The organism is Neobacillus sp. C211 (genome assembly GCF_051842875.1).
In the GTDB taxonomy this organism is placed as follows: Bacteria; Bacillota; Bacilli; order Bacillales; family Cytobacillaceae; genus Neobacillus.
Genome location: NZ_CM122574.1, coordinates 315470 through 338533 on the forward strand (window position 1 = coordinate 315470; position 23064 = coordinate 338533).

The 23064-nt window shown below is 36.3% G+C and carries 26 protein-coding genes; 12 read left to right on the plus strand and 14 right to left on the minus strand.

The features are described 5' to 3' along the window. Positions 1-521: 521 nt before the first annotated feature. Positions 522-941 carry an HIT family protein gene (locus tag ACSU6B_RS01625; protein ID WP_410882200.1) on the plus strand — a complete coding sequence of 140 codons (420 nt, stop codon included), beginning with the start codon at positions 522-524 and terminating at the stop codon, positions 939-941. 145 nt (positions 942-1086) lie between these two features. Next, positions 1087-1614 (plus strand): tryptophan transporter, encoded by a 528-nt coding sequence (locus tag ACSU6B_RS01630; protein ID WP_088086002.1) that lies wholly within the window; start codon positions 1087-1089, stop codon positions 1612-1614. Between the two features lie 57 nt (positions 1615-1671). On the opposite strand, the gene ACSU6B_RS01635 is transcribed toward ACSU6B_RS01630, so the two are convergent. After that, a complete protein-coding gene (locus tag ACSU6B_RS01635) occupies positions 1672-1863 on the minus strand; it encodes a hypothetical protein (RefSeq protein WP_168242423.1) in 192 nt (63 codons plus the stop codon). A gap of 336 nt (positions 1864-2199) precedes the next feature. Between ACSU6B_RS01635 and ACSU6B_RS01640 the strand changes: the two genes are divergently transcribed. Then, complete coding sequence (locus ACSU6B_RS01640) at positions 2200-2775, plus strand: HTH-type transcriptional regulator Hpr (protein WP_168242422.1); 576 nt, start codon at positions 2200-2202, stop codon at positions 2773-2775. 7 nt (positions 2776-2782) lie between these two features. Here ACSU6B_RS01640 and ACSU6B_RS01645 read toward each other — a convergent pair whose 3' ends face one another. Then, positions 2783-3118, minus strand: a complete 336-nt coding sequence (locus ACSU6B_RS01645; RefSeq protein ID WP_214999868.1) for a DUF1878 family protein — start codon at positions 3116-3118, stop codon at positions 2783-2785. Between the two features lie 242 nt (positions 3119-3360). On the opposite strand from ACSU6B_RS01645, the gene ACSU6B_RS01650 reads away from it, so the two are divergent. Continuing rightward, a complete protein-coding gene (locus ACSU6B_RS01650; RefSeq protein ID WP_088085999.1) occupies positions 3361-3540 on the plus strand; it encodes a hypothetical protein in 180 nt (59 codons plus the stop codon). A 95-nt stretch (positions 3541-3635) separates the two neighbouring features. Here ACSU6B_RS01650 and ACSU6B_RS01655 read toward each other — a convergent pair whose 3' ends face one another. Beyond that, entirely contained in the window at positions 3636-3728 is a 93-nt protein-coding gene (locus tag ACSU6B_RS01655; RefSeq protein ID WP_066251949.1) for a YjcZ family sporulation protein, read from the minus strand. A gap of 34 nt (positions 3729-3762) precedes the next feature. Further along, positions 3763-3849, minus strand: a complete 87-nt coding sequence (locus tag ACSU6B_RS01660) for a YjcZ family sporulation protein (protein WP_410882261.1) — start codon at positions 3847-3849, stop codon at positions 3763-3765. A gap of 208 nt (positions 3850-4057) precedes the next feature. On the opposite strand from ACSU6B_RS01660, the gene ACSU6B_RS01665 reads away from it, so the two are divergent. Next, positions 4058-4930 (plus strand): peptidylprolyl isomerase, encoded by an 873-nt coding sequence (locus ACSU6B_RS01665; protein WP_214999870.1) that lies wholly within the window; start codon positions 4058-4060, stop codon positions 4928-4930. Positions 4931-4975: 45 nt separating this feature from the next. On the opposite strand, the gene ACSU6B_RS01670 is transcribed toward ACSU6B_RS01665, so the two are convergent. The 6 genes from ACSU6B_RS01670 to ACSU6B_RS01695 all read right to left on the minus strand — a co-directional run bounded on the left by ACSU6B_RS01670 (position 4976) and on the right by ACSU6B_RS01695 (position 12811). Then, a complete protein-coding gene (locus ACSU6B_RS01670; RefSeq protein WP_214999872.1) occupies positions 4976-5188 on the minus strand; it encodes a sporulation YhaL family protein in 213 nt (70 codons plus the stop codon). Positions 5189-5302: 114 nt separating this feature from the next. Then, on the minus strand, positions 5303-6247 hold the full coding sequence (yhaM, locus tag ACSU6B_RS01675; RefSeq protein ID WP_410882205.1) for a 3'-5' exoribonuclease YhaM: 945 nt from the start codon (positions 6245-6247) through the stop codon (positions 5303-5305). Positions 6248-6297: 50 nt separating this feature from the next. Continuing rightward, positions 6298-9303 (minus strand): ATP-binding protein, encoded by a 3006-nt coding sequence (locus tag ACSU6B_RS01680; protein WP_410882207.1) that lies wholly within the window; start codon positions 9301-9303, stop codon positions 6298-6300. Between the two features lie 18 nt (positions 9304-9321). Beyond that, complete coding sequence (locus tag ACSU6B_RS01685) at positions 9322-10542, minus strand: metallophosphoesterase family protein (protein ID WP_410882208.1); 1221 nt, start codon at positions 10540-10542, stop codon at positions 9322-9324. A gap of 123 nt (positions 10543-10665) precedes the next feature. Then, positions 10666-11919: an ABC transporter permease gene (locus ACSU6B_RS01690; protein WP_410882210.1), complete on the minus strand. Its 1254-nt coding sequence runs from the start codon at positions 11917-11919 to the stop codon at positions 10666-10668. Next, positions 11912-12811, minus strand: a complete 900-nt coding sequence (locus tag ACSU6B_RS01695; protein WP_410882212.1) for an ABC transporter ATP-binding protein — start codon at positions 12809-12811, stop codon at positions 11912-11914. Before ACSU6B_RS01695 ends, ACSU6B_RS01690 begins: the two co-directional genes overlap by 8 nt. Before the next feature lie 121 nt (positions 12812-12932). Here ACSU6B_RS01695 and ACSU6B_RS01700 point away from each other — a divergent pair, with 121 nt between their 5' ends. Then, on the plus strand, positions 12933-13118 hold the full coding sequence (locus ACSU6B_RS01700; RefSeq protein ID WP_098932820.1) for a YhzD family protein: 186 nt from the start codon (positions 12933-12935) through the stop codon (positions 13116-13118). Between the two features lie 38 nt (positions 13119-13156). Here ACSU6B_RS01700 and ACSU6B_RS01705 read toward each other — a convergent pair whose 3' ends face one another. From ACSU6B_RS01705 to ACSU6B_RS01720, 4 genes are all read right to left on the minus strand, one after another. Next, on the minus strand, positions 13157-13948 hold the full coding sequence (locus ACSU6B_RS01705; protein ID WP_214713243.1) for an enoyl-CoA hydratase: 792 nt from the start codon (positions 13946-13948) through the stop codon (positions 13157-13159). Positions 13949-14104: 156 nt separating this feature from the next. Continuing rightward, positions 14105-15724: a long-chain fatty acid--CoA ligase gene (locus tag ACSU6B_RS01710; RefSeq protein WP_410882215.1), complete on the minus strand. Its 1620-nt coding sequence runs from the start codon at positions 15722-15724 to the stop codon at positions 14105-14107. 221 nt (positions 15725-15945) lie between these two features. Further along, the gene (locus ACSU6B_RS01715; RefSeq protein WP_214999882.1) at positions 15946-16815 is read right to left on the minus strand and encodes a Cof-type HAD-IIB family hydrolase; all 870 of its coding nucleotides are present in this window, start codon (positions 16813-16815) and stop codon (positions 15946-15948) included. Between the two features lie 188 nt (positions 16816-17003). Next, the gene (locus ACSU6B_RS01720; RefSeq protein ID WP_214999884.1) at positions 17004-17351 is read right to left on the minus strand and encodes a YlbF family regulator; all 348 of its coding nucleotides are present in this window, start codon (positions 17349-17351) and stop codon (positions 17004-17006) included. A gap of 194 nt (positions 17352-17545) precedes the next feature. Between ACSU6B_RS01720 and ACSU6B_RS01725 the strand changes: the two genes are divergently transcribed. The 6 genes from ACSU6B_RS01725 to ACSU6B_RS01750 all read left to right on the plus strand — a co-directional run bounded on the left by ACSU6B_RS01725 (position 17546) and on the right by ACSU6B_RS01750 (position 22983). Beyond that, positions 17546-18925, plus strand: coding sequence for a YheC/YheD family endospore coat-associated protein (locus tag ACSU6B_RS01725; protein ID WP_410882217.1), 1380 nt, complete (start codon positions 17546-17548; stop codon positions 18923-18925). A gap of 1 nt (position 18926) precedes the next feature. Then, positions 18927-20030: a YheC/YheD family endospore coat-associated protein gene (locus ACSU6B_RS01730; protein ID WP_410882219.1), complete on the plus strand. Its 1104-nt coding sequence runs from the start codon at positions 18927-18929 to the stop codon at positions 20028-20030. After that, positions 20008-21372 (plus strand): YheC/YheD family endospore coat-associated protein, encoded by a 1365-nt coding sequence (locus ACSU6B_RS01735; RefSeq protein WP_410882221.1) that lies wholly within the window; start codon positions 20008-20010, stop codon positions 21370-21372. Before ACSU6B_RS01730 ends, ACSU6B_RS01735 begins: the two co-directional genes overlap by 23 nt. After that, positions 21369-22418, plus strand: a complete 1050-nt coding sequence (locus ACSU6B_RS01740) for a YheC/YheD family endospore coat-associated protein (RefSeq protein WP_410882223.1) — start codon at positions 21369-21371, stop codon at positions 22416-22418. The genes ACSU6B_RS01735 and ACSU6B_RS01740 overlap by 4 nt, the downstream gene beginning before the upstream one ends. Positions 22419-22500: 82 nt before the next feature. After that, the gene (locus ACSU6B_RS01745; protein ID WP_088085981.1) at positions 22501-22710 is read left to right on the plus strand and encodes a YheE family protein; all 210 of its coding nucleotides are present in this window, start codon (positions 22501-22503) and stop codon (positions 22708-22710) included. An 81-nt stretch (positions 22711-22791) separates the two neighbouring features. Next, a complete protein-coding gene (locus ACSU6B_RS01750) occupies positions 22792-22983 on the plus strand; it encodes a hypothetical protein (protein ID WP_410882225.1) in 192 nt (63 codons plus the stop codon). The last annotated feature ends 81 nt before the right edge of the window (positions 22984-23064 follow it).

The following is a 23064-nucleotide window of genomic DNA, read 5'->3' on the forward strand; positions in this document are numbered from 1 at the left end:
TTTTATCTTTTTTTTGTATATTTCTTTTCACATCGGACATCATAATATTCGAAGGGGAAATAACTTACTTCGATGAAGTGATTCATCAAAACTTGAGATGAGGTGTCTGTCAAAGACAATTTACATTTCAAATAAGTGAGCTTCCAATTCGTTTCAGATAAGGGGATGGTTGTTTTGTACAAAGTGCATAGGAACCATTTTGAGTTCTAGTAACACCAAGTAACTGTTTATCTTAAAAAATAAACATTAAATGAGGTGTTTACCGCAGATCGCTACCTGTTTTTATAAGTTGAGAAAACATATAAAAACAACATAGGGGATGGTCAGCTTGAACAATAATGTCTCTTTATAAAAAACACTCTATGAAAAATGAGGTGTTTATCAAAGAACACTCCTATTGAACGTATCTTTTGAAGCAATTCCCCTTCGAGAGGGCAGGATTCCATGCGGATCCTGCCTTTTTCTTTTTGGAGTTTGTATGGTAAAATAATACAAACCAATTAGAAAGGATCGTGTATGTAATGAGCGATTGTATTTTTTGTAAAATTGTTAATGGAGAAATTCCATCCGCAAAAGTTTTTGAAAATGAGCATGTATTAGCCTTCTTGGATATTACACAGGTAACAAAAGGACATACATTGGTTATTCCGAAAATACATAAGGAAAACTTATTTGAATTAACTCCAGAAATTGCCAGGAACCTTTTTGAAGTGGTCCCTGCCATTGCCAATGCCTTAAAAAAAGAATTTGAACCGATTGGATTAAATACGCTAAATAATAATGGTGAACATGCCGGTCAATCCGTATTTCATTATCATATGCATTTACTTCCGCGTTATGGAAAAGGGGACGGATTTGGAGCCGTATGGAAAAGTAATCAAAGTGAATACACTTTCCAAATGTTAGAAGAAATGGCTGCAAATATTAATAATCAAGTGTAAAACTAAGGTATTTTTAATTGTCTGAAAATTATATCTTTATTATTATTATATAATTATGTTATAATTAAAGCAGGTTTTTCGCTGCAGGCAACTAGCGCACTGCAGGAGGAACAAATAGATTAGTATAGCAGAGGAGAGAAGAGAAATGAATACGAAGAACATTGTAATTTTAGCACTATTAGCGGGGATTGGGGTGGTCTTGCATACGGTAATGCCAAGTTTTCTTGGAATTAAACCTGACATGATGCTTGCTATGATGTTTTTAGGAATAATCCTTATTCCTGAGATAAAGAGTGTCTTGCTCTTGTCCATTGTGACCGGAGTATTGTCTGCATTAACGACTGGATTTCCAGGTGGACAAATTCCTAATATCATTGATAAGCCCATCACTGCTTTGGTCTTCCTCGGTTTATTTTTATCCTTAAAAAAATACCGAAACTCTATTGTAAGTGTTGCCGTCTTAACTGCGGTTGGAACTGCTGTTTCAGGGACAATCTTTTTAACATCCGCATTCTATCTTGTAGGCTTACCTATGTCTTTCACCGCACTATTTGCAGCAGGTGTTTTGCCGGCCATTGCACTCAATACCGTTACAATGGTTATTTTGTATCCAGTAGCTCAATCAATTGTTAAGCGAACTAAATTAACAACACCTTCCGTCATTCAAAAATAATGAACGGGATCCTTTTTAAGAAAAGAACCCAGAGGGGTTCTTTTCTTAATATACTTTCTATAAAAAATAGGTGATCATTACAGCAATTACCAAACAAATCCCCCCACCTCCAGCTAATGCAAATGTTCTTTTCTTTAATATTTGTTTAGGTGGATATACACCGGGGCTTGTTAATCTTAAAAAATATTTAATTGCTCCCAATAAAAGGATCGCACCAAAAATAAAAAAAAGGGTTGCAGCAAGCTTCATCTATCTTATCCCCCTATTTAGTTTCAAAAATTCGACCATTTTGTAACTATTTATATGTTTAGGCGTCCATTCCTATGAACAAGGTCTATAAGTTAAAAAAAGGGATGAATGGAAACTTTTCTTTAAAATAAAATTTTAGAGTGAATTTTCTAAATGTTGCTATTTTTCCGTGGATCTTGTCAAAAAATATGATTCTTTTTCAAGAAAAAGCATATTTTTTTAAAATTCAATAGGATATTATTCTATTTTTTAAAAATTTTGTGAATTTATACTTTATTAATTTTTACTTTATTGGCATAATGAAAATAGAGAAATATAAAGTGGGTGAAAATGGGGATGACTGAAAAACAATATTCAATGAAGGAAGCGATGATTTTTACTCAGAGAGTTGCACAATTAAGTAAAGCCTTGTGGAAATCGATTGAGAAAGATTGGCAGCAATGGATAAAACCTTTTGATTTAAATATTAATGAACATCATATTCTATGGATTGCTTACCATTTAAATGGGGCTTCTATATCGGATGTGGCCAAGTTCGGGGTTATGCATGTTTCAACAGCATTTAACTTTTCGAAAAAGTTAGAAGAACGAGGTTTGCTTCAATTTTCAAAAAAGGAAAATGACAAACGTAATACTTATATCCAGCTTACTGAAAAAGGTGAAGAGATTTTACTTCAACTAATGGAAACCTATGAGCCAAATGGCAATGCTGTATTTTCTGGTGCTTTGCCGCTTCGTGACTTATACGGCAAGTTTCCAGAGATTGTTGAAATGATGGCGATCGTCCGTAACATTTATGGGGAAGATTTCATGGAAATCTTTGAGCGTTCATTTCATAATATTGAAAGTAGGTTCGTTGAAGAAGATGGGAAGCTAAAAAAATCAAAAAATACTGAACAAGAACTCGTTTAATATTGGATTATAAGTACTTTACCATCTCTTGAAAAAGGGGTAAGTAAAGCTTTTGCGTTAAACACGCGTTAATTACTTCTCTTATATTTAGTGTAGACGGTAATGATACAGATAATTCATGAAAAAGCGGATGGAAGTACACATACCCCTCCGCTTTTTGTTCTTCCATTTTTAGGTTCATTTTGTCACATAAAGAATAAAACTTCTCTATTTCCTGTTCGGTAATCCCATTTTCAATTATTAGTTTATATAATTCAAGCTTTGGATCATTAAGCAATTTTAATAATAGCTTTTGATGAAATTCAAGCAAGTTTATTCTTTCCAGTAATTCATGTTCATTCATCCTATTGCCCTCTTTTCAGAACTTTAACATTTTTATATGTTTATTATTAACCTTTTAAAACATTGGGTAAACCATTTTTAATAATATCGGGTAATATTTTTAATTAGTAGTTCCCGACAGAACATAAATGGTTAATGCATCCATTAAGAGCCTAACATTCTTCCATTCTTTTTGACTATCTTTTTCAGGTGATTTTTGATATTGTATTAATCATAACACGTACATCAGGGAGGGAATCATTGATGATCTCCATTTTTATTGTCTTCGCTATTTTTATCTTGTTTTATGTAAATAAAATGACCAATTCACTCTGTATCCAAAAAGAAATTCCTGAAGAAAACCAACATAAGGTATTCCGTACCATTAATATCCTAATTACGATTCTTCTGATCTCTTCATATTTGGAAATTTTATATACATAATCCAATTAGAACGCTTTAGCGAACGAAGGGATTTGTATTCATTAAAAATAGAAGCGATGAGAGCATTTCTCATCGCTTTTAGTTTGGTACGTTTATTAATAAACCCAAGAAGCTCCAATGATAATTAATAAAATGAATAGGACAACCACTAAGGCAAATCCTCCACCGTAACCTGCTCCACCAGACATATATTTACCTCCATTCATAAATGTTAATTTGGTCTTACCAAACCCAAGAAGCCCCGACAATAATTAATAGTATGAAAAGTACTACAATTAAAGCAAATCCAGCTCCATATCCATGGCTCATCGTAATACCTCCTTTTTCATTTACTACGATATACTATTCAAACCGTATTCATTTCGTTTAGGCACTTCCCACTTTTTTTGAATGATTTTTAGGTTGCCTTTTTTATAAATTTCAAAAAATAAACATCGTTATAATTTTTGCAGTAGTTCCCATTTATGTTATAGTAGAGTTTGTGGACAAGAATTTACTGTTTAGGAGAGATTTCATCATGAAAAAATGGTTATTAGCCCTTTCATTGGCTGGTGGAGTACTTGCATTAACTGCATGTAATCAAAGCGGATCTGATACAGTGGCAGAGAGCAAAGTTGGTAATGTTACGCAAGAAGAACTTTACAATACAATGAAGGATAAATACGGGGACCAAGCCCTTCAGCAGCTTGTATATGAAAAAGTTCTATCTAAGAAATACAAGGTTACTGATAAGGAATTAAATGCGAAAATCGACCAATTAAAAACAGATCTTGGTGCAAATTTTGAATCTACGCTTGCACAATATGGTTATAAAAGCGAAGATGACTTGAAGAAAACGATGAAGCTCGGCATGATGCAGGAAAAAGCTGCGATGAAAGGCGTTAAGGTAACTGAAAAGGAATTAAAGGATTACTACGCTACTTATCAACCTGAAATAAAGGCTCGTCATATCCTTGTTGCTGATGAAAAAACAGCAAATGAAGTGAAGAAAAAACTTGATGGTGGAGCAAAATTTGAAGATATGGCAAAACAGTATTCAACAGATGAAGGTTCTAAAGCAAACGGCGGGGACTTAGGCTGGTTTGGAACTGGAAAGATGGATCCTGACTTCGAAAAAGCTGCATATGCTTTAAAAGTCAATGAAATTAGTGCTCCAGTAAAATCACAATTTGGTTATCATATTATCCAATTAACTGACAAAAAAGAGAAAAAACCATACGCAGAAATGAAGGACGAAATTGAAACACAAGTAAAATCTTCTAAATTAACCACTGAAGAAATTAATAAAGCTATGGAACGTGAACTTAAAGCTGCAGATGTAAAGGTTAGTGATAAAGACTTAAAAGATGCACTTAAACCACAAGCAGGAGCAGCAACTGCTGCACAATAAGAAATGAAAAAAGCGGAACGCCTCCTATGGGCGCTTCCGCTTTTCTTATTCACCAGTTGCCTTAAGTTCTTCTTTAAATTCTTCTTTAAGTTCTTCCTTCAATTCCTTTTCTCTCTCCAGGCGTTTCATATAGATTTCGCCTTCCTGCTCAATGTTTTCCATTTCCATTAGTCGCTCTTCTCTTCCTGTTTTCAGTGCCATTAGTGCACTCACTACAATACCAACCACGACAGCATATACCCAAATAGGAATAGTCAATTTTTCTTGCTCCTTTCTTAGTGGTTGTCCACCTTTACTAAATGATATTCCCTTAAAATGAAATTATTCATATTACCTATTAAAGCAAAAAAAATAACCCAAAAGAGGGTTATTTTATTTATGAAAAACTGGCTTATAAAAGGAACGATTATCCAAGGCGAAAATTCGCTCGGTAAATTCACCTGGCTTCACTCTTTCTAATGCACGGTCAAGCATATTCATTTTTGCATCAAGATTATCGATATAATGTAAAATCTCAGCTTCTTTAATCATTGGCGGTTTTGGACTGCCCCATTCTGCTTTTCCATGATGACTTAGAACAAGATGTTGGAGAATAAGGACTTCTTCCCCAGAAATACCGAGTTCTTCAGCTGCTTTGCCTATTTCATTAATCATAATCGTAATATGCCCAAGCAGATTCCCTTCAATTGTGTAGACCGTCGAAATGGGACCGGAAAGTTCCAATACTTTACCCATATCATGTAAAATAACCCCTGCATAGAGTAAATCCTTGTCAAGGCTTGGATAAAGCATGGCAATTGATTTGGCCAGATCAAGCATACTGACAACATGATATGCAAGTCCTGACACAAACTCATGATGATTTTTAGTTGCTGCTGGAAACTCTAAAAAAGCCTCCTGATGCTTCTTAATTAAATGCCGAGTAATTCTTTGGATATTAGGATTTTTCATTTCAAAAATATACTGAGTAAGTTTGCCTGACATTTCTTCTTGGCTTAGTGGAGCGGTCTCTAAGAAGTCATCCAATTTTACGCCATCTGACGGCCCAGTACGGCGAATTTGACGGATTTTAAGTTGACTTTTCCCTCGATAACTATGCACATCACCTAGTATTTTTACAATACTTTGTGGTGCATAACTCTTTCCATCCTCTTCATTAACATCCCATAGCTTTGCCTCTATTTCCCCGCTTTTGTCTTGGAGAATTAGTGTCAAAAAAGGTTTGCCATTACTTGCAATTCCTTTAGTAGAACTTTTTATTAATAAAAAAAGTTCCACCTGTTCCCCTACTTCATGCTTTAATATTCCTTTACCCATAATTTCACGTCCTTTCTACTAGTAAGAGTATAACATATCCAATTATCACTCTATGAAATTATCTGAACAGCACCTTTTTCTAAAAAAAGAACATTTTCCCTTGGGAAATGTGTAAGCAAATGTTTATGACAAGTGAAAAATAATAGTTGATTTCGCTCCAGCCCTTTTAGTAGTTCTATCACTTTTTCTGTTCTATTTGCATCAAAATTTACAAAACTATCATCAATTATAATTGGGAGCAGATGTTTCTCATATAACGTAACTGCAAAAGCAAGTCTTATGGCTACGTATAATTGTTCGGTTGTAGCTTGGCTTAGTTCATTTGCTTCAAATATAGTTCGATCCTTGCGCTCAACTAAAAAACCCGATCCTGTGTCCTGTAAGTGAATCCTATGATAGTTGCCATCAGTGAGAAACAATAAATATTCCTCTGCTTTGGAGAGCATCATTGGTAAATGAATATTTTTATACTTTTCAATCGTATCTGAGAGGATCTCTTGTGCTAAACAATAGACGGACCACTCTTTCGCTGCCTCTTCCAATTCAAATTTTTTCTGCTTGTAGTGATGGAGAATATCTGAATAAATGCCTCCCTCTTCTAGGACTTGAATTTCATACCTAATGGAAGCTTGTTCTTCCAGAACCTTTTTTAATTTTGCTTGTAGTAATTGGACCTCCTCATTACATTCATTCTGTAATTCATCACTAGGTCGCATTTGGAGGAAGTTTTCCCGTTCCTGTTCAGAGAGAATCGAATATTGTAGTTGGCTCTGCAGTGATTCTAATCTTTCAGTTAACTTTACTTTCTTTTCTGCCTTTGCTCCAAGTTCATAAAATTGTTGCTCTGTTTCCACCTGTGCAGAAGAAATAAGTTTTTTATATTCTGATTGCAGATGAGTCAACTCCTGAGACTTTTGCCTTAAATCAGCTTCAAGGTCCGTAAGCTTACCTAGTCTCTCTTGACTCGTTATTAGCTTGCCATGTTCTTCTTTCAACTTGTTTCGCAATACATAGGCAGCATTATACAAATCTAAACCTTTTTCATTTAAATAAAGCTTCTCAAAATGATGGAGACTCTTTATTATTTTTTCCTGCTGCTGATTTATTTGCTCAATTCTTGAATGTAATTGTTTTTTCTCTCTATAAATCAACTTATAGTGTTCAATTAGTTCAAATGCTTCTAGTAGAAAGGAATTTGCAATATATTCAGGAATCCTTAATTCATTGCTAATGGATAACAGCTTTTCTTTATTTTGAGCTGACTCCAATTCCCATTGTTCAAATTTTGCAATGACCTTTTCATATTGAGCTTGCTGCTGCTTTAACTTCATTTTTACTATTTGCAGTTCTTCTTTCCTCTGGTTATCAAACTCTAACTGCTCCTCAAGATTTGTTATTTCGATATATTCAGCTGAGTGGAGTATTTTCGTTAACTCTTTTTCCTTTTCTCGTAAACCGTTTAATGTTTGATTTAAGTCTACTTCCTTCGATTGCTTCTTCGTTTTAGTCATAAAAATGGCTATTAAACTACACCCTAGTAAACCTAAAGTAACTAAAAACCATTGCTTTGATAGCAAGCCATAAAATGTTACTGCAGCTAGAATAAACTCAAAAAGATAAAACTGAAGTTTCTTCTGCTTATCTTGCTTTGCTGAAGTAGCTTTATCTCGTTCATTTATCTGTTGATAGAATTCTATTTTGTCTTGTAAGGCCCTTAATTCTCCTTCTATGCTCTTCTTATCATTTCCCGAAGTTAACTTCTCTTCAAGCCGCAATCGTTCCTGTACAGTTAAAACATGTCTCTCTGCTAGTCGGACCTCTTTTTCTATTTCTTCTAAATTGCCTTTTTCTTCTTGATATTGATTTTCTAATTCTTCTTTTAATTCTTCTAGCCTTTGAACTTTCCGAGAAACTACATCAACTTGGTTTTTCATATAAATATTTGTATTAATAGAAAGGATATTTTCCTCATTTAAATTTAAATGAAGCTTTTCTTTAGTTATAGAAAGCTCTTCTTCAATAGCTAAAAGTTTCGTTTCGCATTTCAGCTTCTCCTGCTTTAATTGCTCATAGAGCGGGACTTGGTCAAGCAAGGAAAGAAGATCCGGCTCGTTTTTTAGAAAAGAATGGTCTGGCTGAATCATCGCTATTTCTTTTTTCAAAATTCCAATTCTTTCGGTCATACTGTTAATCTCCGCACGATAAGGATGGATGAGTTGATTTATGTTTTCGACCCGTTCAATACCACGTGCCGGAAACCCAATCTCTCCTAGTTCCTTTAGCTCCTTCGATGTCCACTTTTCTTCCTTGACAGTGGATTCGATCCTTTTCCATTCATTTAGCTTTTCAATCATTGCCCCAAGCTCCTGTATAGACCCGTTTATTCCGGTTAGTTCTTCTTGGAGCATCTCTTTCTTTTCTACTAAATTAGAATAATTTTTATTTTTTGCTTCTGCTATTTTCAATTCTTCATTGATTTCATGAAGTGCTTGTAACTTTTCATTTAATAAAGGTTTCTTTCCTGAAGGCTTAAAGCGCGCGTCTAACTCTTTTTGCAGGAAACCTTCTGTTTTTGACAACCTTTCAGTTCCTAATGTTCCAGCGGAAAATAGGAATTTCCCTATCTCTTCACTTTTCATTTGGTGGATATTTTGCAAACCATGCAAATTAAAAGAAAAAATAGCTTGAAATAAGCTTTTATCAAAGTTTCCAGTTAATTCTTTAAGTAGTTCCTCGCCGCCCATCCTACCATTGTCCAAAGCGACCTTGACATCGCCGGCAGCTTTTCCTTTAACACGTTCAATCACAGCCCCGCCGTGACTTTTATGATAAATTCTAACTTTTCCGCCGTATTTGGTACTATGTTTTGGCTCATATCGGAGCACTAATGATTGTTGTTTTGTAGGAAAACCGAATAGGATGCCATGGATAAAGGCCATAATTGTGGACTTACCAGCTTCATTTTCTCCATAGAAAACTTGAAAATCGTGAAGGTTGGTAATTTGGACATTCTCTAATTGGCCATACCCGTATATGTGTAGTTCGAGGATTTTCAAATCTTCCTCACACCTTCCCTAAGCTTGATAAAGTAATTGTATAAGCAACTTCTCTGCTTTTCCGACTAGTTCTTTTTGCTCTGCAGCCGTAAACTGAGCTAAATATTTTCTCCCTAAATGGTGTTCGTACAATGGAGCCAAAGCATGCTCCACATCGTCATAATGGTCAATGGTTTCAAAGAGCTCTGCATAAAAATTAGCGTCCCTTTTCATTTGTTCTTTATCTATTTGCTGACTACCTGTGATGGTTAAGTCGACAATCCAAACAAATGATTCCTCATCTTTTTCATCCTCTAAGAGAAGCTCTAAAAGTTCGGCATCGACGCTTCTTTTTTCCCGTTCATCGTCTAATTGAATATTTTTCAAAACAAGAGATAATAGCGTCCCCTTCTGTTCCTTCCGTACACTATTGATTTGAGTTTGGCATAATTGTAACAGCTCCTGAAAACTTCTGGCTGAAGATCCATCAACCACTGCTTCTTCCCAAATAATATCAGCTGTTTCTAAAAAGGTCATTTTCAGATCAAGTTCGGTTAACGATACATGATAAATTCCTTTTCCCCCTGTTTCTTTCTTATTTCTACCTTGGATATTGCCTGGATAAATGATCGGCGGTTTATCAGATAGGATCGTTCTTTTATGGATATGGCCCAATGCCCAATAATCAAAATCTTTTCGAAGCAGATCACTAACTGTAAATGGAGCATAGTTATCATGCTCAACCCCAGAACTCTCATTTCCATGAAGAATTCCGATATGGAAGTCGGCTCCTTCTTTCTTTATATAATCATCTATTCTTCTATCATAGACATGTCTCGTAGGATAACTAAAGCCATATAGATGGATGATTTCTCCGCTCTTTGTATGTAAAACTTTTGTTCCTACCTCATTAGTAAAAACATGTACATTTGGTGGCATGTCGAGGTGAACCCAGGACCCGTTTAAATGATCATGATTACCATGGACGATATAAACAGGAATTTCTTTTTCTGCAAGCTTAAGCATCTCGGTCCGAAACCGGGATTGTGCCCGCAAGCTGCGGTCCTCACCATCGAACAAATCGCCTGCTAATATAACGAAGTCCACCTGATGGTAAATCGCAGCTGCCGTAACCTTTTTTAAGGCTGTAAACGTACTTTCTTTCACTCGTAAAAAGATATTATGAGGCAAATACTTTAATCCAACCATCGGGCTGTCCAAATGCAGATCAGCTGCATGAATAAACGTTATCTTTTTCATAAAAAATTCCTTTCCTCATCTTTTCTCCATTGTAGCACCTCTGAAATACGAATGCACGTTCTTGTTAATAGTAGGATGAAAAAATAAAGAGCTTCTACCAGGGGTAAAAGCTCAAGTTCACCTTTATTCTTTCTTAGTTAACTGTAATGCTTTTTTAATATCTTTAAAGGAGTTTGACTGTCCATACATTAAGACGCCGCCACGATATACGCGAGCCCCAAATATCGCTAGGAAAATAATAGTTGTTACAAGGATAGCTATTCCTAATAGAGCCTCCCAGACCGGAATTGTCAACATTCCAACACGCAGAAACATGATCATTGGTGTAAAGAACGGTATATAAGATGTTATCGTGATAAACGGTGCATCAGGCTTTCCCAAGCCAAACATAGCAATCATAAATCCAGCAACAACGAGCATGGTCATTGGCGTAATCATTTGCTGAACATCTTCAATTCTGCTGACAAGTGACCCGAGAAAGGCTGCAAGTGTTGCATAAAGAAAATAGCCTAGAATAAAGAAAATGACCGCGTACACGATCGTATCTCCAGGGATATCACCAAAACCATATACACCAAAAAAACCTTCTTTTAAGGATTCCATATTTTGTTTAAACGAGAAATAGCCTACAGACAGGAATACAGCAAGTTGTGTCAGGCTTAAAAGACCTATTCCGATTATTTTTGCAAACATTTGCTTAATCGGTGAGACACTTGATATTAAGATTTCCATTACCCTTGAAGATTTTTCTGTCGCAACTTCCATCGCAATCATATTTGCATACATAATTACTGAAAAATAAATGATAAATAGCAGGACGTAGACAAGACCCCTTGCTTGATTTAATTCCTCCTCTGTTTTTGCGTTCTTCTCAAGGGCAATTTTCTCAAAAGAAACGGGTTCATAAAGCTTTTGAAGCTGGACGGGTGTCAGATGGATATGAGAAGCTGCGAGCATTGTTTTTAATTGCTGGAGGCTCATTTGAAGATCAGTAAACAGGGCTGAATCAGCAATACTCATGGCTTTAAATTGTGCTTCTGGCAGTTTTTCATCATTGAAACTAAGCAGAAGAATTCCTTGATAATCTCCCTTTTCTACCGTTTTTTCAGCTTCAGCTTCACTGCCCTCGTAAAGAGACAGTTTAATATTTTTATTAATTGATCTAACTTGTTTTACCAATGGTTTGTATAATTGTCCTGTTTCATCTAAAACAACAACCATTTCTTTCCCATCATTTTTATCAAATAAAGCAATGATATTTGATAAGTTAGTTAAGACTAAGACGATTACAACCGTTAAAAGGGTTGTGATGATAAAAGATTTTGTTTTTAATTTGTTTATATAAGTATGGAACAAGATAATCCAAAAACTATTCATAAGAGTCACCTACTTTCTCAATAAAAATATCATTTAAAGAAGGCTCTTCAAGAGCAAATTTCCGAATAAACCCTTGATTTACTATCTCCTTAAGAATTTTTTCGGCTATGTACTCTCCTTCAATTTGTAGATGAATTCCTTCCATAGTAGGTTTTGACTTAACAACACCAGGATAACTTTTTAAGGAATCTAACGAAAAGTCAGCATGAATAACCAAGTTCTTTTTACCAAACGACCGCTTTATTTCTTTTAATGAACCATGGACCACTGGACTTCCTTTGTGTAAAATGCAAAGATGCTCGCACATTTCTTCTACATGTTCCATCCGGTGACTCGAAAACACGATGGTTGCTCCACTTTCTTTTAAGGATAAAACTGATTCCTTCAGCATTTCCACATTTACCGGGTCAAGCCCGCTAAATGGCTCATCGAGAATTAATAATTTCGGTTTATGTACGACAGCCGCAATGAATTGAATTTTCTGTTGGTTCCCCTTGGAAAGTTCTTCGACTTTTTTATTCTCATACTCTTGAATTTTAAATCGCTCAAGCCATGACCTTAATTCTGTAAGTGCCTCCGTCTTTTGCATCCCTCTTAATCTTGCTAAATAGACAATTTGGTCACGGACTTTTAGTTTTGGATACAAGCCTCGCTCCTCCGGAAGATAACCGACTAAGTGACTCGAAGAATAATTAATCGGCTTCCCGTCCCATGTAATCTTTCCACCGCTCGAATCGAGTAGACCTAAGATCATACGGAATGTCGTTGTTTTTCCTGCTCCATTTGCCCCTAAAAAGCCAAACATTTCTTTCTCGGGTATTTCTAAAGATAAATCGTCAACAGCAGCAAAATCTCCAAACCTTTTCGTGACATGTTCAAGTATCAGACCCATTTCACACACTCCTCTCCATTTAATTACGAATATTACACAAAATGGTTTCACTTTCTTTTTGCGCTTTTTTTTTAATTATGTGAAAATATTAAGTAACACTAGTTATTAAGGGGTTGGTGGAATGAAGACTTATAAATTAACAGCATTTGAAACCAATGGAGAAAAGATTTTAGACGAATCTATTCAGGCTGAACATGATGAGGCTGCAAAAGAATTAGCCGAAAAGATGTTAACTGAAAAAAACTTATTAGAACGTACACATCGCTGCACCTCGCCAAGTGGAAAGTTATTACTGTTTCATTCTTAAAAAGGCTAAAAAACAAAGAAGCCGGGTGGCTTCTTTGTTTATTTTCCTATAAATCTAGGTGGCCTTTTTTCAATAAATGCTCGAATTCCTTCTTGGTGGTCAATCGTTTCACGCATTTTTTGTTGGGAGAGTTTTTCTAATTCTAATATTTTTAGTAAATATGGACGATTCATGTCTGCCAATATTTTTTTTGTTTTTATCATTGCTTGAACCGGTTTGCTTAACCAATCTGCGATTCTAGCATCTAATGTCTCCTGAAGCGTTCCAGTGGCTACCTCTTCAATTAACCCCAACTCCAATGCCTCAGCAGCATTCATCATTTTACCGTCCCAGATTACGTGTTTCGCTTTTGCTTCTCCTAATTTTTTCTCTAAAAAGAAATGGGCACCTCCATCAGGAATCAAACCAATTCCGATAAAATTCATTGCAAACTTACTAGTTTTTTCGGCAATGATATGGTCTGTAGCTAATGCTAGGCTGAATCCCAAGCCTGCTGCTGCCCCTGAAACAGCGCTAATCGTTAATTTTGGCATACTATAAAGTGTAATAATAAGCTCGCTAATGCTATCCATGACTGGATAAAATTCATTTTCATTCATGCTAGAAATCATTGTTTTAATATCACCGCCGGCTGAAAAGGCTCTACCTTTTCCGGTTATTACAACAATATCAATTTCATCGGATTCACTGATTTCTTTAAGCTTGCAGACAAGCCCCCTAATCATATCTGGGTCCATTGCGTTTAAAGCTTCGGGTCTATTCATTTCTAATGTTGCAACACGGCCAGCAATCTTCACATGCACCTTATCGGTAATAAAATTTATCGACATGCCAAACCCTCCCATCCTCTTTCATCAATTCCATTATATAGGGAATTGATGGGATAAATAAATAAAGGTTTTTTAAATATAGTGAATTTTCCACATCTTATTTTTTATTCTTATGCACAGCCAAAAGAACAAAGGAATATCCCTTGTCCACCTTACTTATGCTTTTCGAATCATATCTTTTTGCACTTGATCCCTTAAAGACATCTTCAGGAATTTACCAACCGATGTCTTAGGAATTTCATTTAGGAAGAGGATATCATCAGGAATCCACCATTTTGTAAATTGCGGCTTTAAAAAATCCAATAGCTCTTCTCTCGTTGTTTTCTCCTTAAATGCCTCTTTTAAAACGACACAGCCTATTGGACGTTCTTGCCATTGCTCATGTGGTACAGCAACAACCGCTGCTTCAAAAACAGCCTCATGTGCCATTAATGCATTTTCTAAATCAACCGAAGATATCCATTCTCCCCCGCTCTTTATTAAGTCCTTTGTGCGGTCGACAATTTTGACAAAACCTTCTTCATCAATTGTGACAACATCCCCAGTATGAAGCCAGCCTTCACAGAAAGCATCCTTTGTCCGTTCATCTTTATAGTATTCAGAAGCAATCCATGGACCCTTGATACACAATTCGCCCATTTCTTTACCATCCCATTTGACCTCTCCATCTTTGCCAACCACTTTTAAATCTAAGCCTGGGACAAGAATTCCCTGTTTGGCTCTTATTTCTAGTCTTTCCTCTGCATCTAACTCATCTTGATAGCTTTTTAAATTTGAAATAACAACTAAGGGACTAGTTTCTGTCATCCCATAGGCATGCATGAATGGGATCTTATGCCGTTGTTCATAGGATTTAATCATTCCTTTAGGTGCTGCAGACCCGCCGCATAATACCCCTCTTAAACTGCTCATATCATAGGATCCTTCATCTAGTTCTTTTAATAATCCAAGCCAAATGGTTGGAACCCCAGCCGTTATTGTTACTCGTTCCTGTTCAATGAGTTCTGCAATCAATTTAGGTGTGAAATATGGGCCTGGCAAAACTAGCGATGTTCCAAACCAGACCGCTGCAAATGGTATCCCCCATGCATTGGCATGAAACATTGGTACCACTGGGAGTGCAATGTCCTTTTCACTTAAAGCTGCGCTGTCGGCAAGTCCAAAAGCCATACTATGTAGAAAGATACCTCGATGTGAATATACCACTCCTTTTGGATTACCAGTAGTAGCCGATGTGTAACACATTCCAGCCGGATCATTTTCATCAATATCATCAGGATATTGGAAAGTAGGATCGGCTTCGGATAATAGACTTTCATAATGATAGACTGGGGAGAGTGTTGTTTTAGGTAGTTCTTTTTCGTCGGTCATAATGATAAAAGCTTTAACGGTTTTCAATTCAGAGGCACATTTTTCGAGCAATGGAAGGATGTCTGAATCAACGAGGAGAATCTTATCTTCTGCATGATTGATAATATAGGAAATATGCTGTGGGGAAAGGCGAATGTTTATTGTATGTAAAACAGCCCCCATACATGGAATAGCAAAATAAGCTTCTAGGTGGCGGTGATGATTCCATGCTAGTGTTCCGATCCGTTCGCCTTTTGAAACGCCTAACTTTACCAAGCTGCTTGCAAGCCTTCTTGTTCTTTCAGCAATTTGTTTGTAAGTAAATGTATGGATGCCACTTGTAGTCCTTGATACAACTTTTTTCTTTGGAAAATACTTTTCTGCCCTTTCCATCATTTGTGTCATCGATAAAGCGGTTTGCATCATAGATATATCCCCTCCTAATATGAAAACGTTTACCTAATTGAATACAAAAAATATGTTCAACTTTATAAATTATTCGTCATTACGATAATTTATTCCTTTATAAGAAACGAGATTACACGAAAAATCCCATAAAATAAATTCATATAGTAGAAGTTATTCTGGATAAATAATTCAAAACAAAAAAGATATCAACGGCACTGCCACTGATATCTTTGCAAGGGTTATTTTTTAATAATGTTCATCCTTCTTAAAAACGCAATTGGCTGCTGCTTTCTAAAATGTTCTTTGACCATATATGCAACACCATGTTCATTCTCTGACCGGGTAACCCAATCGGATGCTCTCTTTACTTCGAAATCGGCATTCCACATTGATACTCCTAGACCTACGGCTTCAAGCAATGGAATATCATCTAGACCATCACCGATATAGACCATTTCTTTTCGATCGATTCCAAGTTGGCTCGCTAGGTAGGATAAACCTGATAACTTTGAAACACCCACGGGTACAATATCTAACCGTAACGAGTCAAGCTCAATCAATTCAATCTCTGTAAACATTTTTCTAAGCGCCTTTTTGGCATCTTGAAGATCACTCTCTTCTTCAAAATATACTTCAATCTTAGGCGGGCTCACTGGTTGGTCATGTAAATATTCCGATAGTGATGAAACAAATTGCTGCGAATAGAAGACTGGATCTCCTGAGGTAAAAACGGTTTTAGCCAACAAATTATTATTTAGCTTTAATTTATTTGCTAATGAAAATTGTTCGTGGACTAGACGAATTTGACAGGGCAGGGCCTCTAAGAAGCTTACTGTATCGTAGGTTATATCTTCATTTATCCTTTTCACATAAATTGGTTTGTCCTCTGAACTGGCAATAAAAGCGCCTTGATGAGTGATTAATGGTGATTTTATTTTTAAGGCCTTCGCTACTTTCCTTGTAGAAGGAAAACTCCTTGATGTAACGAGTGTGACATAGATCCCTTTTTGTTGAACATATTCGATTGCTTCTTTTGTTGATTTATGAATTTTTCCATTTGTTTGAAGAAGTGTGCCATCAATATTTAAAGCAAGCAAGCGATAAATCATTACGTTGCCCCCTGTTCTTGGTGAATTAGCCTTTATATCACTTTTATGATTTTTTAGGCATTTATAGAACAGAAAAGCGGAAGCTTCCTTTGCAATGCAAATGGGAAGGCACGATTTTGCTAAGTTCGGGTGAATTGAATAGAAAAAGGCCTTCGGTTTACTTTTCCGAAGGCCAATTTATTAAGTTGTTACATTTTTCCATATAAATCTTCTAATGGCTTCATGATCACTTTGTTTAATTCCCCAATAACCATGCTCATCCGTTGTTCCGCTTGCATAAGCCGAGCAATTTTTTCATTTTGCTGAACGAGTCCAACGGTTGATTGTGCTTGTTGTACCTCTTGTTCTGATATATCCTGCCCCATCATTTGTTTCTGTTGCAGGTCCATTTGGATTTGACGGAACTTATCAAACATCTGTTTTGCTGCTGGATCAGCATTTACCTCTTTATAAGCTTGCTGTAGTTGGGTATATTCTGCACTTTGACGGATGGCTGTTTCTAACGCATAGGCGGAATCATATAAATTTACTGCCACTTGTGTCACTCCTTTTTAATGATGTCTAGCTCCAGCGCCGCTAAACGGGCGCTTCCGCTTTTTTATTCCGAATCAACTATAACAAACTATTCACTTAAATGCGAGAATGTTAATATCACCATCTAGATTAATGTTACATACATTACTATATCAACTAATGCCTATAAGCTCTAGGTAGAAATTGAGGAATGCTTATGTTTTTTCCAATAACTCCAATTACGATTAAACCAAGGAAACAAAAAAATAAAAATGACTGCATTGTGCAAATGTCCAACCAATTGTTTACAAATTTACTAGTGAATCATAACCTTGACTTAAATATCAAATTAGGACACAAGACGATAAATACAAAAGTCAAAACGATTGAAATGGACCCAAATATGATGCTTATACCCGAAAATATCTTAAAAGATTTTTGTCTCCCCATTCAGGACTATAAATTTCAGGCCATCTATCAGCCTGATTTACTTACACTTGAGCTTGGGCCTGTGATTGGACTTTTAACTGATTTCCCTTCAAATGAGGAAGGGGAACCCCATTTTCGTTCTATTCATGCTTTTTGCGAAGAGCTTCATCATGGAATTACCGAGACTGGCGGCTTTTTTTATGTTTTTTCATATGATCAATTTTTAAATCGTGGGTATTACCTTATTAATGGGAAATGGAGTCCCTTCGAACATCCTTTACCAGATGTTATTTACAACCGAATCCATTCCCGCAAACTTGAACTCTCTGAGCCATTCAAACATTTTCGTAAAAGACTTGAAACCTTACTGATTCCACTTTTTAATGAACGCTTTCTTTCAAAATGGGAAGTGTATAATCTAATATTTCACGAGAAACATCTCTTTCCGTTTTTACCAAAAACAAAAATTTATACAAAAGAACACTTATATGAACTTACTCAAGAATTTGAAACGGTATTTATCAAGCCAGTTCATGGCAGTCAAGGCAGAAATATTATGAAATTGAAAAAGGAAGAGGATAGCCAATTCTCTTTACAAACCTCTATCGCTGCTCTTAATGATGGATCTAGAAATAAATATCTCTTAGATGAAGTCCACCATCTTATAAAGCAAATACTCCATAATCGCTTTTATATTGTTCAACAGGGGATTGAGTTAGTTACTTTTGAATCCTGTGCCATGGACTTTAGAGTCTTGTGTCACAAAAATCTAAACAACCATTGGCAAGTTACCTCGATTGTGGCAAGGGTCGCATCGGAAAATGAGTTCGTTTCCAACATTGCTAGGGGAGGAAGAATTCTCAGACCCTTAAATGTTCTACACACTTGTCTCGGCCATAAAAAATCGATAGAAGTGCTTTCACATATGAAGGAATTAGCGCTTGAAACAGCTTCGACTATTAGTGGTTCTTCAACAGGGATAACCGGAGAATTAGGGATCGACATCGGGGTCGATCAAGAGGGACAGCTGTGGATAATAGAAGTAAACTCTAAACCTTCTAAAAACTTTGAGGATGGGTTAGGAAAAATTAGGCCGTCTGCTAAGGCGCTCATCCAATTTTGTACGTTGCTTGCATTTGAATCTACAATTATAAAGGAGGATCATTAAATTGATAGCATTTGGAATAATGACAGTTAGCATGGAAAGTGAACAGTCCTATATAAACGAAATCGCGCACCTTGCAGAATCCTGTGGGATGGAATGCTACCGCTTCATCCCTTCAAAAATAGATCCGCTGACACTTCAAGTAAAAGGGGAAAAATTTAATTTAACTACAAAATCCTGGGTCGACAGTGAATTTCACATTCCAACGATTATTTATGACCGTTGTTTTTACGGTGATGATGAGCATTCCAAACAATGCATTCCGATTGTATCTTGGCTAAAGACCAGAACTGACATAACCTTTTTAGGATATGGTCTGCCAAATAAACTAGAACTCTATGAAGAATTAAGAAAAACAGTTTTATCGGCTTACTTACCTGTAACTCAATCTGTTTCCGATACTAACATCGTATTAAATGAATTAACAACAAAGAAAAGGATTATATTAAAGCCCATTAACGGATCGCAAGGGAATGGCATTTACTATTTGAAAAAAAATGAAAAATCCTTTCATGTTAAAACTGAAAAACAAAAGAAGATTATTTCACGGATTTTCCCAAATGAAACGAAGCTAACCCAGTGGTTACAATCGCTCATTTGTAATCGTCAATACTTACTGCAACCTTATCTTGAATTATCAAATAATCAACTGCAGCCATTCGATATTCGCGTCCTACTGCAAAAAAATATGGATGGGAAATGGAACGAATTAGGAAGAGGGATTCGTAGAGGAAATACTGGGGGGATTTTATCAAATTTAAGTGCTGGCGGTACCGTCCTCCCCTTTGCCGATTGGTCACTTTCTCTCCCACCTGCTACTAGGGAATATATTAATCAAGAATTAACATACATTCTCACGAATCTTCCTCCTCTTCTTGAAAATGCATTTTTACCATTATTTGAAATCGGAGTAGATATTGGCATAGCGAAAAATGGTTCAATCTGGATTTTGGATGTAAATTCGAAACCAGGGCGAAAAGTGCTCTTGCAAACTCAACCAGACCTTAAAGATTCTCTGAACCTAGCGCCTTTGCTTTACGGGAAACACTTAACCCTGATAGATTCAAAAGAAAGGAAGAGCTATTATGAGAAAACATTATCTCATTGAAGTTGCTCAAAATGATCAATTAGTTGTTTTCTGTCCTCCATCATTTCTTAAAGATAAAGAGATCACAAGGATTGCCTTTGGTTCGAGATCCATAGAAGTTGATTTTATCCCTCATCCTGATAAGAATGACCGGGTTTCGATAAGCAGAGAAATTCAAAAAGCGCTCCATTTTCCTAATTTCAACACTCCACTTCATGTCTTTTTCAAAAACCATAGTCTTATTATCGGTCCACTTGTAGGTATTTTCACAGCGGGATTTACCTCTCTACCTTTGGAACCTATTGGTGAAAGAACATTGTTCTTTTCAAAACTTCTATCCGTTAATAAAATGGTGGGTGCTTTACCTTTTGTATTTGGAGAACAGCATATTGATTGGGACCAAGGAATCATAGAAGGGTACATTTTTCAAAATAATGCATGGGAGACGGTTGAAGTGCCTTTTCCTAATGTTATTTATGATCGGCTGCCCAATCGGAGAAGTGAAAATAACCCAAAATTAATTAAGGTGCGTGACCGCTTGCAAAAGGAATACCTTATCCCTTGGTATAATCCTGGATTTTTTAACAAGCTTGATATTCATGAAAGGCTTATTCATGATGACATAGTTGCAAGCTTCCTACCAGAAACACTGCCATTTACATCCTTCTCCTCAATCGAGACCATGCTTTCTACCCATGGCCATGTTTTTATTAAACCTAAAAATGGCAGTCTTGGTTTAGGTGTTCACCAAATAATATATGACAAGCACACCGATGATTATTTTTGCCGCTACCAAGATGAAAGTGGTGTAAACCGTTTGCGAAGATTTTCAAGTTTAGAACGATTGATGGGTATCGTATTCGCCAATCAATCACTTGAAAAAATGTTGGTACAGCAGGGTATTAATTTACTTAGAAGCGAATCAAGACCAATTGATTTTCGCGTCCACACGAATAAAGATGATCTGGGAAATTGGCATGTATCAGCCATTGCAGCGAAAATCGCAGGCCCTGGCAGCGTGACCACTCATACAAGAAGCGGTGGTAATGTTAAAACGCTCGAAGAAATATTCTCAGGGGATGAACGTACTTTGTATAAAGAAAGACTCTCCCATGCCGCCCTTCTTTTAAGCAGTTCTTTGGATAGGAATGTAGAAGGCATTATTGGTGAGATTGGTTTTGATTTAGGTATCGACCGAAATGGAGATGTTTGGCTCTTTGAAGCAAATTCAAAACCTGGAAGAACAATCTTTGCTCATCCCGAATTGAAAGATTTTGATTTGCTAACACGTAAATTGTCCATTGCGTTTGCTGTCTTTCTTACCGAGCAATCATTATTACACCCAGAGGAGTTATTCACATGAAAGCCAATCAAGCAGGGCCACTGATTGGCATTATGTCAGCGAGAAAATCAAATGGTTCTATTGCGGGTAATGGCCCGCTATTTATAGCATTACAAAAGAAGCTTATTTCACTTGATGGAATAAGCTTTGTCTTTACTCCGGAAGATGTAGATACAGATCTTATTACTGGCTATACCTATTTACCTGATCAAAATCACTGGGTTAAGGAAATATTCCCCTATCCAAACCTGGTTTATAATCGGGTGCCTTTCCGAAAGTCAGAACAAAATGAGCAATACCAACGTTTTTTTTCGATTTTAAAGGAGAAAAATATCCCTTTTTTCAATCCATGTTTTATCGATAAATTTGAGTTATATGAATTACTTAAAACCCATCCGTATTTGCAAACCTTTTTGCCGCAAACAATCCTCATCCAGCAAAAAAAGGACTTGATCACTTTTCTGCAGAAGCAAATAAGCATATATTTAAAGCCTGCGCAATCATCAAAAGGAAAAGGGATTTTCCGCTTAAAGTTGATGGGTTCTTCCAAGCTTCAATTAGAAGGAATCTATCTTCAGGAAATTTATAAATCCTTTAATCATTTTTGGGAGAACTGGGGTAAGGAGCTACTTGAGAAAAACTACCTAGCCCAAGAGGAAATAACATCAGCTGAATACGAAGGTAATCGTTTTGACTTTCGTATTCTTGCCCACGCAGATGAAGGTAAGTACATTTTAACTGGGATTGGGATTAGGCAATCACAAGAACAAGGAATTACTACTCATATACCCTCTGGTGGGAGACTTTTGCCCTATGAACTTTTGCATTCTGAAAAGCATGATCAATTTATTGAAACAATTATCCCTTATATTGGAAGGGCATTATCTGAACGATTTGGCTATTTTGGTGAATTTTCCATCGACGCTGGGGTAAGTAAAACGGGGCAGTACTATATTTACGAGGTAAATTCCAAACCCCAGAGCTTTGACGAACACGAAATAGAAGAAAAGAAAATTGAGCAACTTTGCCGCTTATTCCTCCAACTCTCAAATTATCAGAACAGATGAAAAAATTGACAGAAAATTCTATTTAAAAAATCTCCCAAACAAGTTAAGCTAATAGTAAGTAAATTAAAAGGGGGATTTCACGATGTTAATGCACTTTCAATTCAAGCCATTATTTGAAAATAAAAATATTCCGGGATGGAATTTTTCCTTTTATCATAAAAAGCAAAGAGTCACAGGAATTTATCATCAAACAGGGAATATAGAATGGACAACAAATGTACCTGAACGAGATGAGATCGAGGCATTATCAAGCCAAATCCATGAGCTGATGCTTTACCATGTTTATGAATAATGTAATGCCGGGATCTTTAAAGTGTATGAAAACTCACCTTTTCCACAAACTAGAAATAGTTTACGGAAAGGGATGATGGTTATGGATAAAGGAAAAGACGAGGTAACGGATTTAGGTTCTGCTTATGAAGGCAGAGATAAGGTGTTCATGGATGTGGACCGGATGATTAACGAAGGCATGTCTGGTGGTTCTGTCCATTCACGCCATGATACAACTAATATCGAAGAAGCCCATGGGTTCATTGAAGAACAACCACCCTATGAATGTGATTAATCTTTATAACCACCATATATGAGAGGCTAGCCCGCATTAACAAAGGCTAGCCTTTATTATTTTCTTGCTTTTATCAACTAC